Origin of the sequence: Azospirillum sp. OGB3 (assembly GCF_014192915.1) — a bacterium.
In the GTDB taxonomy this organism is placed as follows: domain Bacteria; phylum Pseudomonadota; class Alphaproteobacteria; order Azospirillales; family Azospirillaceae; genus Azospirillum.
Genome location: NZ_JACHYN010000032.1, coordinates 16,275 through 29,877, shown reverse-complemented (window position 1 = coordinate 29,877; position 13,603 = coordinate 16,275). Strand labels below are relative to the sequence as shown.

The following is a 13,603-nucleotide window of genomic DNA, read 5'->3' as shown; positions in this document are numbered from 1 at the left end:
AGTCCAGACCGATCGTCACCACCTCTCCCATGGACGGCCCCTCTGAGCTGGTTTCTTCGACGACCTCAGCTTGCCACCGTTTCAAGAAGGTGGAAGGGCCGTCCACCACATCAGCTCAGCTCACACCGCCTGCGAGGCGGAGGACCGGGCTGGGGCCGGGCTACGCTGTGTGAGGGCTTCGCCCGGCCCCAGCCCGGTCCTTCATGGGCGTTTTTCCACCACGCCCATGGACGTTACCTGGCTCAGGGGGGCGAGCCCGGATCACGCCTGGCGAGTCGCCTCGCCATGCCAGTCAGCGGCGAGACGCTGCTGCGCATGATCCGCGCGGCCCCGATCACGGCATATCCGCCGCCGCGCGTGGTCGGCGTGGATGAATGGGCCTGGCGGCGCGGCCTGCGCTACGGCACGATCCTCCTCGATCTGGAACGCAACCGGGTACTCGACCTGCTGCCGGACCGTCAGGCGGACAGCGTGGCCGCGTGGCTGCGCCGCCGTCCCGGTGTCGAGGTGTCGCCCGCGATCGGGCCGGCGTCTTCGCCGACGGCATCCGCCAGGGCGCTGCGCAGGCGCGGCAGGTCTGTGACCGGTGGCATTTGCTGCGCAACCTCGGCGATGCTCTGCGGACCGTTGCCGGTCGGCATCGCCGCGCGATCCGGCACGCCGCCCGCAGCGTCGCCGGGACGGTCCAGAGGGCCGCACCGCCGGTCGAGCCAACCTTTCCGGGGACCAAACTGGAGCGGACCCGGCAGGCCAACCGGCACCACCTGTCAGTGCCGGCTGGATACTGGTTCTCCCGTACTTTGCGTGAAGGCAGCGCTCACGTTGCATGGTGCGCTTGATGGGCTTCAGTCGGTTGATCCGCCCCTCGACCGGGCCGGTCGACCAGGGCATCTCCAGGGCTGCCCGAACGGCCGCCGAGTCCTTCCGAAGCCCTGACGCGAAGCCCTCCAGCGATGTCCCGGCGGTGGCCGCCATCCAATCATCGAGGGTGCCCGTCCCCTGCTTGCGCACCAGCGCGGCGAAGCGGTGCGCGAGATCATGCACGTCGCTGAGCGCGGGGATATCGGCCAGCAGCGTGTCAACGAACATCCGGTCGGCCTCCGCCAGATCCTTCCGGTCGGCCTGCATAAGGCGCGCTACGCCCCGGATGGACGGAGGTTTCCATGTGTCGGCCTTCGAGGGTCCGGCATCCAGCGTATCCGGAGACGTCCGGCGCCGGTTCGTGGCCCACGCCCGCACCGTTGATCGGCCGCCGGTGAAACCACGGCCGCCGATCTCGCGCCACAGCGCGGTGGCGTTTCGCTGACCTTCGGCCCAGCAGTGCTCCAAGTGCTCGAGGTACGGCGCGAGGATCCCCCCGCCACCTGACGGGCGAGCCCAGGTGCCGGGTCCACCGTCGCGCAGCCACGTCCGTACCGTCTTGCGATCCAGGGCGCAGCTCCGGGCGATCGCGCTGACTGTAGCGCCGGCGTCCGCCAACCGTCGGGCCTCCGCGTGGCGGGCGTGACGGGGAGCGTGCGTAGCCGCCTTCCTCACGTTCCGTGCCGACGGCTTCGTGGGCGTCAGGGCGACCGGAGCTGCGCCTGCCGATGCGCAAGCAGTCGCGGCGCGTCGGACGGCAGCGTGGTGCGCGCCGACCGCCGCGCGCACAGCATCACCGAGGTTGCGCAGGAGATGCCAGCGGTCGGTGACATGGACCGCGCTCGCTGCACCCTGGCGGGCGCCGTCGGCATAAACGTCGGCCCAGTCGCGAACAATCACCTCCACCCCAGGGTGCGCACGCAGCCATGCGGCGAAACTGGAGGCGTCCCGATCCGGCAGCAGGTCCACCACGTTGCCGCGCTCGAGGTCGACCAGGATGGTCCCGTAGCGATGGCCCTTGCGCCAAGCCCACTCGTCCACCCCCAGCACCCGAGGCGCCGGGGCGTCGATGCGCGGCGCTGTGGTGGCGAGCCGCAGGAGGGTGTCGGCGGAAACCGGCATGGCGAGGCGCTCGACGAGCCGCCCGCCGGCTTCGCCGCCCAGGGCGAGGGCAATGTGGCCTTGAATGTCGACGAGGCGCTCGGAGGCAAGCGTCTTCTGGCGACTGCGGCGGAGTTGGGTTGACGGCTCCGGCTCCGTTCACCCGTGGTCCGGAATCGTGATGTTCCAGGGCAGGAGATCGGCGATGCGGTTGATCGGATGATCAGCGATTCGGTCGAGCACATGGCGCAGGTAATCCTGCGGATCGAGGCCGTTGAGTTTGGCGGATTCCACGATGGTGTAGATTGCCGCGGCGCGCTCCCCACCAGCGTCGGAGCCGGCGAACATCCAGTTGCGTCTTCCGATCGCCATCGGGAGGAAGGCGTGGCTCTTTTGCGGCTCCGATCGCGGCGGCCAGCGGGCGGCGATCATGTACGGCCTGATCACCACGGCAAAGCTCAACGACGTCGATCCCCAGGCGTGGCTCGCCGACGTGCTGGCCCGCATCAACGACATGCCCCAAACCCGCTTGCGCGAACTCCTGCCCTGGGAATGGAAGGCAATCCGCGAGCAGATGAAAGCTGCCTGACCGCGGCACTCAGCGAATTCTTACGATGCTTACAGTGAACGGCACAGGCAATCCATTCATGCCGCAGTCGCCAGACGACGCTTACGCAACTCCTGTCAGCGCCGACGAAACAAAACTGCCTTCTTCCTAACCGACGTTCTGAGCGGATAGTTCCCTGCCATGCCCTAGGAGCGGGCGACGACTTCGGATTGAGGGTAGGTCTTGGTTTCATTGTAAAGTATCACGTACCCTAGCAACTTCGTGGCCTGCCATCCCGGGGGCAACGCGGTCGTCGCCGCAACGAGCGCTTGACGAACGGTCAATTCCCTAGCGGTCGGTGGCATTGGCGTAGCCACGAGGTCGGCGTGCGCCCGCCGTCCGGCGCCGGCCCGTTCCGCACGGAGCGTGTATGGCAGCTGGTCCCGTAGACGCGCGAGATAGTCGGCGACGCTGTCCGATGGCGAAGCGTGGATCTGGACGGACCGATCAATGTCAATCGGATACTGGTAGTCAAAGTTCTCGGGCTTGTTATTGGTCGTGTCCCGCTCGCGTCCCGGGTCGTTCGACCCGAATCCACTACCGTTCCATGCAAGCCCTTTCGTTCCACCATAGTGGCGAATGAGGTCGGTTTCCAGGTCGACGGCGGTGAAGACAAAGATACGCGCCGCCTTGAAGGAAACGCGGCGGGGATCCAGGTTGCAACGATGCTGGATCTTGAGACTGTGGCGGGTCAGGCGCTTGTTCAGGCCAGCCTCCGCGTCGGTCTTCCCAACATAGACAAGCGTGTCGTCGAGGAACAGCTGGTAGATGCCTTGTTCCTCGGGCACTGGCTTGACGTGACCGGCGTGGAGCGGCGCCGGGCGCATCGCGTCCAGGATGGTCACGAGATTCCGAAGCAGGGCGCTGGGAAGATCAAACTCGAATTCCGAATAGCCAGGAACTCCAGTCGTCATGCTCGCCCCCCGGCATGGTTGGCCGCCAATAGATGCGCCCGCACGTCGCGGGCCAGCAGCGTCGCCAGCTCTACTGGAACCGCGTTGCCAAGCTGGCGCATGGTCTCGCTCCACGAGCCGTGGAACGCGTAGTTGTCGGGAAACGTCTGCAGGCGCGCGCTTTCCCGTACCGTGAAGTACCGGACGCCACCATTGGGACGGACCAGCATGTTTTCTCCCCCGGGGACACCGTGAACGCCAGCCTTGAGGGTCTTCGCCGGCTCGTCGAGCGGACTGCCGGTATGCCCCGGATAGGAGCGCGCTCCGGGTTGGAAGCGATGATTGAGGTGCGTTGCCGCCAGATCGGGATGGAGCTCCGGATCGGGCAGGTCGCCGATGGCGTCCCGCGTGGTGCGCCAAGCACCGAGCTCGGGCTTCTCCCTCAATGCCTTGCCCCGGGCCAAAAGGCGGGAATCCATGGCCCGGTCCCGCTTGGCGATGCCATGCCGCTCCCAGTAGTCGCCATTGACCTGGTCCCAAATTAGAGCATCCAACGAGTAGGTGGGCGGGGGGAAGTTCCACTCGATACCAAGATCCTCGCGAAAGCCGACGAAAATCACTCGCTCGCGTCGCTGGGGAATGCCGAAGTTGGCCGCGTTCAGGACACGGTAGACGACCCGATAGGCCAGTCCTCTGGCGGCATGGCCCGTGTGATGACGTTCCAGGCGCGACAGGTGATCGGTCCAGGCCTCGTCGTCCGTGCGGACCAACTCGGGATAGGTCAGCTGATGGACGATGTAAGCGAGGTAGCTGGCGAACGACTCCCGGGTCAAACCTTTGACGTTCTCGAAGATGAAGGCCTTGGGGCGAATCTCCCGGACGGCGCGGACGGCAGCTGGCCACATGTCCCGAGCATCGTTATGGGCCGCGTGCTTGCCTCCCAACGAGAACGGCTGGCAGGGCGGACCACCGGAAACGAGTTCGACCTTGCCTTCGTGTGTCGTGAAACTCGTCTTCGTCACGTCGCGGGGTTCGGCGGCCGGCCATTTGGCGACGGGAGCGACGCCATTCCTGCGATTCTCCGAGATGGTGTCGCAGCACCAGCGATCCCGCTCGACGATCTCCACTGGCGTGAAGCCCGCCTGGCTTATGCCGATGCCGAGCCCTCCGGCGCCGGCGAAAAGCTCGACCGATTGCATGCCCCAGGTCCCCCTAAGAACGCTCTGATCCTCTCCGCGAGCGCCGCTAAATCGCGCAGCTCGCACTCCCACAGAACGAGCACGCGCCACCCCTCGGCCTCGAGGCGCCCCAAATTTAGCCTATCCCTTACCTTATTTGCCTCAAGCTTTGGTATCCAAAATTCCGGACGCGATTTTGGCAGCCGTCCCATCTTGCAATCGTGCCGGTGCCAAAAGCAGCCATGCACGAAGATAACGGCGCGGCGTCCGGGAAACACCAAGTCGGGGCTGCCCGGCAAGTCTCGCCGGTGCAGACGATAGCGATAGCCCATGCCATGGACGAGTTGGCGCACCACAAGTTCGGGTTTCGTGTGGCGCGACCGAACCCGGCCCATTCGTTCGCTCCGCTCCGCCGGCGTGAGGGTATCCACCATGTGTCAGCTCCCGCTCTCCACGCGAGGGTATGACAAGCACCCGATCTGGTTCGTTCCGCCAAGCGGGGTTCGCCGCTCCTGGTCGATTGGCTTCCGGGATCACGTCCGCTCGCCCCAAAACACGGTCTACTCGCCAAAAATCCCAAGATCGGCTCGGATGAGCCGCATGAAGGGCTCGATACGAGGGTCTGGGGGCTGCAGCACATGCCGCACTTGGTCCTCCACGCGTTGTTGGATTTCGACTAGCGCCGCTTGGACCGCCCCGGGGTCCGCGTTCGCGCCCGAGAGCGAATGAGCCACCTTGAAAGCGTTTGGCGCCCTAAAGCCGGGACGGCCAATTCCCGGGGGGTTGCTGCCGAATCCGAGCCCATTCCAAGGTGGCCGGAAGAAGCTGATGAGCGCCGCTTCGCCCGAGCCAACGTGCGTGTCGTGTAGCGGCAGGCACCGGAACATGAAGTCTCCGATACGTAGTGGCTCTGGAACTCTAGGGTCCCCTATTCCCTCGATCTTCCTGCGGTGCCTGTCCAGGCGTCCCCATAGGGCGCGCGCGCCCCCTTCCGGGTCGCCAAGGTCCTGCATGCCTCGTTGAGTTCCAACAGCGAACGACGATCCCACGTAGATCGGTAGGCGAGCCTGCGGCGCGCCATTCTCCATGTTGAACTGTCTATAGCGGGCATAGAGGGGAGAGGTCCCCGCGTAGTAGATGCCATAGATCCCACCACCAGCGCCCTGAATCTCACGCAATTCATTGAAGGGGCGCGGAAGCTGGCGGATGAAAGCCAGAGCAATATTCTCTCCAATATTGATGGGGTCGAGAGGATTATACATTATTTATTCAGTCTCCGAGTTATTTTGGCAGATATGAGCGCTGATCCACTTGGTGGCCGGACGTCGAAACTCCTCATTGGGCGCAAGCGTTGGAAATGACCGGGAAGGGACGACGGGCCAAGTCGAAGCTATCGATCCAGCGAAGCCTCGAGCCCATCGCTACGGCCATATCCAGCATTATGGGCGGAGGATTGATCTCGTTCCAAAGGGGGTGCCGCGCCGCGATGATCAGTGGCCCGCCCGTCCGCTCAACCCGGATTGCTGGAAGCGGCGCGCCGTCTACATATTCGATTTGCTGGCTTCCATGAGCCACTCGGCGGAAGCCCTCCTCGACGATGCCTCGCCAATCCTCCATCTCCGGCGCATCGAAGCGTCCATCTCCGCCGACGCCATGAAGGGGATCGAGCAGGGCGCGCGCGAAACTAAGGCCCAAGCGCCAGTCGAGAAGCCCATGATAGGCGCGGTTCCCATACCGAAGCATGCACTCGTAGCACGCTTGGTCGCACTTCCCTCGGTGAGCAGCCCTTCCGAACTCCCGAAGCGGCCAAGCCGTCGGCTCGCCGACAATCGACTCGAGAAGCTCCAAGGCACGAGGGCGCTCCATGGGGCCGGCGAGCCATCGCGACAAACCCGAGCCGTTCACCAGCGTATCGGCGATCTGCAGGACTGGCCAGGACTGGCCATCCAGAGTCGCGATCCGTGGCGGGAGAACCTCGAACTCCGCCGGATCGACGTCGAGCTCGAGGGCGGCGCGGTCAACAAGGAGAAAGGTCGCGGTCAGGGCGGCGGCCCGCACAGCGACGGACTCGTTTCCGCCCGCAACCCGTGTCAGGTCGAGGTGGGGGTTCCTCTCGCGCATGGTGAGGAAGAGGCTGTCGGTGACCTTCCTCGACGCAAGCCACGTCTGAATGGCTTGGACTTCGGAGAAGCGTCCCGGCCTTGGGTGATTGGTCAGGACGACCTGATTATGCAGGTCGAGATGGACTCCGCTGAGTTTCACCTTCTCGTGTCCTTCCACGAGGTCGAAGCCGGGGGACTGCAGGGGATCGCCACCAAAGGATCCGGGATTGAGGCGAAGGACTCCGGATGACCGCTCCAGCGTGAGCGCTAGATTGGACTCGGGAATTGGCGCCGGGACAACCGGCCTAGCCTCGGCGCAGACCAGGCGGTGGCGGACGAGTCTCAGCTCCTCCTCGTCGACTTTCGAAGGCTCGAAGTCGGTCCGGTAGGCCGCCGGGGACACGCAACTCCGGAACAACGCGAGAGGCAGCGGAGCCCCACAGGCGGCGCACTCCGCATCTCCTGGCGCCTCGCGTACCGTCCACCCGCCACAGCCTTGGCAGTTCGCGACGGCCCATCGCTCCGTGATATTCGAACGATCCTCCTGATTTGGAAGAACCCACTTGCCCCGTTTTTGTGGCGTCGGCAGTTGCGACGTGAAGCCGACAACGCAATGAACCCGCTTGTCACGCACCAGAGTGGCTCCGGGGGCAAACTCGTAAATGGCGAGGTCGGAGTCGCGATCTGCAGTGTCCCACTCGTACTGGTCGGGTTCGGTCCGCTCGAGACCGAGATACAAGGGCCGCACCCGCGTGGGCATGCCGTACATCGGCAGAAAGCCACCCTCCGCCAGGGCCTGGGCGACTCCGATTCCGAAGCGTGGCTCTCGGTCGATCACAGTGCCGAGATCCTCCATGAAGGCGCCGACCTCGAGCTTCGCCCGAACCTTGTCGATCAGGTCGGGAGCGGCGCCGGCCAGAAGGAGGGCGACCGCCGTGTCGCGGTTGGCGGTTGTCGCGGCGAGAGCCTGTGCCAAGCGACCGGGCCATGGCGAGTCCGCGCGGCCATATTCGTCGACCGAGACAAACTCGCCATGGATGTCCGGTGGCATTAGGTCGTATCCGGGATAGGCGGCGCCATCCTCGTCGCGAAGCCGGCGAACCGCAGACTGGAGCCAGGCCTTGCGCGCCAGTCGCAGGGGGATGTCCTCGTAGCCCGAAGCGAGGAATGGAGGAGGCGGAGGGTCGCCGGTGATGCGATGAGGATGCTTGAAGTAGTAGAGATCGTGGCTCCGGCTGCGGCAGACCGTGAGCACCAGCGAGAAGGCTTGACCGCGGCGGCCCGCTCGGCCCACGCGCTGCTGGTAGTTGAACCGCTGGGGAGGCATGTTGGCCTGGTACACGGCCTGCAACGGTCCGATGTCGATACCGACCTCCATTGTGGTCGTCACGCTGAGTAAGTCGATCTCCCGTGCCAGCTTGGCGAGGGCGTCGTCGTGTCCGTCGCCATCGACCAGAATTCCACGAAAGCGACGGAGACGCTCGGCGCCATTTCGGGTTTGGCCGGTGAGTTCCTCGCTGCGTAGGCGGAAGGCGCCCGCATTGGCATCGCTGCGGGTGATTCGGCGCGCCAGGAAATTGATTTTCCATAGATCCGAAACCTGGCCCGTCGCGGTGGTCGGCAGGGGAACGAGGCACCGGGTGCAGATGCCAGCTCCCCGGTGCAAATGCGCGCGATCGCAGTTGGGACAGCGCCAATAAGGATCTTCCGCGCGGCTAAGCCTGAGCCCGAGCTGGAAGATGTCCACGACGCCATGCGGGTGGCCAAAAGTGTTCAGCCTGGCGAGAAATCCGTCGAGGGCGGCGTCACCGCGCCCCGGCACCGCCGCCTCGGCGTAGCGGCGGGCCCTGTTGCCGACTGGAATGTCAGTGGCGGCCGCGTCCCAGTGCTTGATCTGCTGGGGATCGACGTACTGGGAGGCGCTGACGCGATAGGCGTCGGCGAAGACGCGCAGCATGGCGTCGTCGCTATCCCGCTCGCCGTCGTAATGGCCCCGGGGATACAGGCTTGGGTATCCAAGGCCCGCTTCCTCGAAAGAAAAATAAGACTTGTTGAACAGCGCGTCGTGTAGCGCCGCCTCCTGAGCGCTAACGATCTCGCGTCGCGCGCTCGCCGTGGCGTCGGCCTCGAGCGCCGTTCCAGGCGGCGCCCACCGCGCCTCGCCATCGACCAGCCGAAATAGCCGACGCCACCCATCCTCCGAGACGTTCGCCTCGCCCGGGTGAAGTCCGAGCTTCACCAGTTCCCCCACGAGCGGCGCCAGCGGTGGGGTGGCGCCATGGGCGGTGTTCATGTAGTCGGTCGCCTTGGGATCGTGGGCGATGGAGGTCAGGGGCTCGCATGCCTCCCCACTGTCGGCGAGCGCCTGTATTTTCTGCTGGATATTCGCTGCTTCGGCGAAGCGCCTCGCGGCGGCGGCCTCGTCCAGCGCGCGTTCGAGCGCGGCGAGTTCGTCCGCGCGCGCGACGCTGTCGACGCGGCGTCGTGCCGTCCTCGCGACAACCTCGCGAACGAGATCTCTGTAATGATTGGCTTCGAGGTCGACGGCCGCCCGCGCCGCGTCCTGACGACTGTCGGAGAAGGCGATTGCTTTCGGGGGCTGGCCGAGCCCACCGGCATGGAGCAGCTCGAACAGCTCGGTCGCGAGCAATTGGGAGGTTTTGGCGAAACCGGTGCGGAAGTTGCGGATCGGCGAGGATCGGCCTTTGCGCCTCAGGGCGTAGGAGGTGCCGCAGGCTGGGCAAGCGGCGGGCGCCGCCGATCCTGCATCGCAACTCCGTCTTCCCCTGTGGTCTTGATTCGTCCCGCCGTTGCGGCGAAACAGCATGCCGGGCAGCGCATGCTCGCTGGTGCGGGTAGGAGAAATCCGGGCGCTGTGAGGGTCGATCCAAGCCGGCTCCCACCGCGGGGCCGAGCTATCACCGCCTCGCGGCGTGACCTCGGGAAGCGTCGCTTCCGCTCGTCGCGTGGGCCAGAAGACGGCATAATCGTCGTGGGTCAGTTCCTCGAACTCCGTCCCCGCCGCAGCGAAGGGCAGCGCCTCGAGCCGTGCGGACGACGGGAGGAGCTCGAAGGGTCGTCCGCCGTCTGATACCGAGCGGTTTCCACCAACGAACAGTTCGCCACAGGCCTCGCAGTAGACGAGCTCGAGGAGCCGCCGGCTCAGCCGATCCCCGGCGGCGGGTGGCGCTAGGTTCGCGCCGCGCTCGATGCTTAGATGCTCGAACCGGGCCCCCCCATGCTCGTTGCGGTCCAGGGCGGCGAAGAGGCCCTCCAGAGCCCGGAAGAACAGATGGATCCGGAAGGATGGGGTGGTTGGCCTCACCCTTGCCGCCTCCGGGAATAGAACCGGGACGAGGTCCCCCAATGCCCGAGTGACGAGAAGGCCTCGCAGGGCCATCGCGTCGCCTCCAAACAACCGGCCCGCCAATTCGCTCGCTGGGCGCGCGCGAAGACCGTCGGCCCCCGCGCATGCGGCGAGGAGCGTGGCGGCGGCGCGTTCCGCGACCAACCTAAGCCCTGACGCCAAGTCGCGGGGCGCGTCGGGGAGTAGAAGGGGCGTTATTGCCGTTGCGAGCGCCTCGGGTGTGGGCGGGGCGAGGATGGCCGTCCCATCGCCGCCTCCCAGGACCTTGACCAAGGTGGCGTAGGCGGAGGCCGGCGGAACATTCTCCTGAGCCGTGGGCACCTCGGGCAAGCCCGGGATGACGCACCCCCGCCAGAACTCCCGGTCGGCCGCGCCGGCGCCTCCCGCCTGAAAGGTGCCCAATTGGCCGAAGAAGTCCCAGAGGTATCGTAGAGAGGCTTCCGCGCCGTTCCCCTCCACGGGCAGAGACGCGCTCGACGCGAGGACCCTTAGCTTGTGACGATGGGCGGGATGGTCCAATCCAAGCCGATTGACGAGCATTCGCAACAGCCCGGCGACCTCGGAGCCCGCCGAGCCTCGAACCAAGTGCAGCTCGTCAATGACGAGATAGAAGTACGCGTCGTCGTGGGTTTCCAGCCACGCGCGCGTCTTGTCGAAGATGGGATCCTCCACCTGCCGCGCCAGCATGGCGTTCAACATGGAGGAGTTCGTGACAAGAATGTCCGGTGGAGTTTCCTGAATATCCCACCGGGTGTTGAGCTCGGCGCCATCTGTCGACGGAAAGAGAAAGCGCGTCTCCTCCGCCAGGTGCCGGTCAGCGTCGTGCTGGCGAGCCAGACGTTGATTTTCCTCAATGCGAACCAGGTGCCTCCGGGTGTCGTCGATGCGCTTCGCCCGACGCTTCATTTCTTCCTTGGCTCCCGCCCGGTGGGGGTGCCGATTGAACCCCGTGGCCGGCGTTGCACTATTGTAGCGGCCGAAGTATATGAGATTGCCGTTGAATCGCTCTCTGCAGGTTCGCCTGGCCTCCTCGGAGTCCAGGGTCTTGCGGAGACGGGTAAGCTGGTCCTCCACCAGGGCGTTCATCGGGTAGAGAATGAGGGCCCGCATCGCCTTCGGTCGTCCGGCGGCCTCCACTCGGCGCGCTGGCACGAAGTCGGCCTTCTCGTCCCGCCACCAGTCCTCGAGCCCGAGCTCCTCCGAGGGCCAAGGCCAGTTGACGGCCTCGGCCGAGATTTGGGCGAGCACAGGCAGCAGGAAGGACTCCGTCTTGCCCGAACCCGTGCCGGAGGTGACGATGCCTGGTTGGCCCGCGCGAACACACCGCGCAAGCATTTCATACTGATGCTGGTAGGGTGGGTGAATGGGAATAATTCTAGGCCCTGGCTTGGCCGCCGGAATCCCGTCGAAGAGGCCGGACGCCGCGAGCTCCACGAACGCCTCGCGCGCGGCTTGGGAAAAGTGCGACAGGCACTCGTTGCCCGCAACCAGCTTCTCGAGACGCTTCTCAGCGGCTCGATACCTAAGCACCGGCTCGATCATCGGCTCGGCGCACATCTGGCCAGCGGTCGATAGAAGCCTCCGGCGCTCCTCCGCGACGTCGGGCGACCGGATCTTGAAGGCGGTGTCCAAGTACGAGACGAAGAAATCCCGCACGCGATCGAACGAGCCAATGGGGTCGAGCATCTATCTTCCCGTCGAGTTTTCTTGGAGGAGCCGTAACGCCGCGCCCAGATAGGCAAGTGGCTGGTTGTTAGTAGATGGCGCGGGGGCGCCATCAATCGTGTCTAGGTATCCTTGCAAGGCAGACGCGACGATGTCGGCGTCCTGCTGGCTCATCGTGAGCGATCCCGCGCGCCTCACCGCGTTCACCCGGGCGGCTCGCCCCACGCTTAGCGGTTCAATCACCATGGGCAGAGGCAACTCTCCCACCACCGGCTTCCTCGGTGTCGCACGTTTGCAGCCCGGAAGCGCCATGGGAAACAATTCGCCCAGGCGCTGGCTTGCGAGCGGCAGTTGGCCGGGCGGCGAGTCCATTACGGCGATTGCCAATAGGTTTGATGGTAGCCCATAGGCGCTCGGACGCCGTAGCGCCCGGGCGAGCTCAGGAAGCCAAAAACCAGCGGAGGGAGGATCAAGATCGTCGAAGAGCGCGATGGAGATTCGGTCGGGCTCCGCCAAGGCGCGCGCCACGGCAGGGGCGAGGGGCGCCCGCTGTCCTCGGCTGCCGCGGGGAAAAAGCTCCTCGAAGGCGAGGAGCGTCGGATCGAGCGTCACTAGGCTTGTCCGACGGGAGCCGACAACCTGTATCCAGGACTCTGCCAACTCCCGGGCGAGGGAGCCAAGCAAGAGCGGAAGCTCCCGCCCACGAAGGGCGGCGTCGAGGACCAGCAGTGGATTGAGGCTCGTGGCGCTGATGGCGGATGCGTTAAAGAGAAGAGCACCCAAGCCTTTGGGATCAAGCATCGGAATCTTGTCGGCGCTCGTCGCCGGCACCGGCGCCGGCGGATCGCCCATGAGCACGCCAACCAGAGCCTCCAGGCGGTTAAGCCGTGCGATCGCCTGCCCGCCAGTCAGCTCGTCACGCAGCCGACGCGCCGTTTCCTCGAGTTCGGCGAGACGAACGCCAACGTCGCCAGCCGTGGCCTCGGATCGATCCAAGCGCTCCCCGAGCTCGCGAAACTCGTTCGTCGACGCTTTTTCGCTCGCCTTGAGCCTCGAAAGAAGATCGGCCACCTGACCGGCGATGGCATCCATACGACCGATGGCCGCTTGCGTCTCCCTCTCGCCGTCGACCAATCGAGAACTTAGTTGGGCGACCTCGTCGGCCGACGCCGAGCGTCGGCGCAGCTCGGCGGTGGTGGTCTCGAGCTCCGAGAGACGCTTTTCGGCCTCCGCTTGGTCCGCGCGGGTCTTCTCGAGATCGGCGCGCAGCTGGTCCAGTTCGGCCGGTATCTTTTTGTAAAGGTTCTTGACCTCGAGCTCTTCCCTGGTGCCTAGCGAGCGCACCAGCACGTTCATCTCGTCGGTGCCGGCAAAGGGCGAGAACAGGATGAGTGTCTCGGCGTCCTCCCGACAAAGTCGATCGCCGGCTTCCGTCATAAGGAATCGGCAAAAGGCGAAGCCGGGGGTATCCTCCTCGCGCGCTCCGGCGGCCACATCCAGGGCGGAACCGAATGTCCCGCCGAGTAGCTGCTCTCCATACGACCGCCAGAGTTTGCCCAGCACCCTCCACTCCGGAGCCTCGGGCTTGGTCCGGGCGGCGCCGCGAATATGCGTGACGAAGAGCTTCTGCCTGACCTTGGTCGTGACTTGCTTGTTGTCGCGGAAGCCGCCTCGAAGTGGTATCGGAGCGTAGGCAGAAGCTCTCTTCTTGACCGGGAGATGGTCGAGGAAATTCTCGATCGTCGACGGCGGCAACGTCGCGACCCGATTCCGCGCCTCTTCCTCGTACCTTGGCAACACGTCCACTGGCATTCCGTACTCTTTCCCCT

General features: G+C 65.3%; 5 protein-coding genes and 4 pseudogenes. 2 read left to right on the top strand and 7 right to left on the bottom strand.

Features of this window, described 5'->3' with window-relative positions; translation table 11 throughout:
- Window positions 1-237: 237 nt before the first annotated feature.
- Window positions 238-668 (top strand): annotated as a pseudogene (locus FHW79_RS33095) (transposase); the annotation flags it as partial.
- 169 nt (window positions 669-837) lie between these two features.
- Here the strand turns inward: FHW79_RS33095 and FHW79_RS30745 are convergent.
- Window positions 838-2,064: pseudogene (locus tag FHW79_RS30745) on the bottom strand (ISL3 family transposase); the annotation flags it as partial.
- Between the two features lie 57 nt (window positions 2,065-2,121).
- Window positions 2,122-2,337: pseudogene (locus tag FHW79_RS30740) on the bottom strand (transposase domain-containing protein); the annotation flags it as partial.
- Here FHW79_RS30740 and FHW79_RS30735 point away from each other — a divergent pair.
- Window positions 2,327-2,551: pseudogene (locus FHW79_RS30735) on the top strand (transposase domain-containing protein); the annotation flags it as partial. The pseudogenes FHW79_RS30740 and FHW79_RS30735 sit on opposite strands and share 11 nt — an antisense overlap.
- Window positions 2,552-2,715: 164 nt before the next feature.
- Here the strand turns inward: FHW79_RS30735 and FHW79_RS30730 are convergent.
- The 5 genes from FHW79_RS30730 to FHW79_RS30705 form a co-directional block, all read right to left on the bottom strand.
- Window positions 2,716-3,483, bottom strand: a complete 768-nt coding sequence (locus FHW79_RS30730; protein ID WP_183182432.1) for a GIY-YIG nuclease family protein — start codon at window positions 3,481-3,483, stop codon at window positions 2,716-2,718.
- Window positions 3,480-4,661, bottom strand: a complete 1,182-nt coding sequence (locus tag FHW79_RS30725; protein ID WP_183182431.1) for a DNA cytosine methyltransferase — start codon at window positions 4,659-4,661, stop codon at window positions 3,480-3,482. The genes FHW79_RS30730 and FHW79_RS30725 overlap by 4 nt, the downstream gene beginning before the upstream one ends.
- Entirely contained in the window at window positions 4,610-5,074 is a 465-nt protein-coding gene (gene vsr / locus FHW79_RS30720; protein WP_211108561.1) for a DNA mismatch endonuclease Vsr, read from the bottom strand. Before vsr ends, FHW79_RS30725 begins: the two co-directional genes overlap by 52 nt.
- Before the next feature lie 901 nt (window positions 5,075-5,975).
- Entirely contained in the window at window positions 5,976-11,795 is a 5,820-nt protein-coding gene (locus FHW79_RS30710) for a DEAD/DEAH box helicase (RefSeq protein WP_183182429.1), read from the bottom strand.
- Window positions 11,796-13,586, bottom strand: coding sequence for a hypothetical protein (locus FHW79_RS30705; protein ID WP_183182428.1), 1,791 nt, complete (start codon window positions 13,584-13,586; stop codon window positions 11,796-11,798).
- Window positions 13,587-13,603 lie beyond the last annotated feature (17 nt).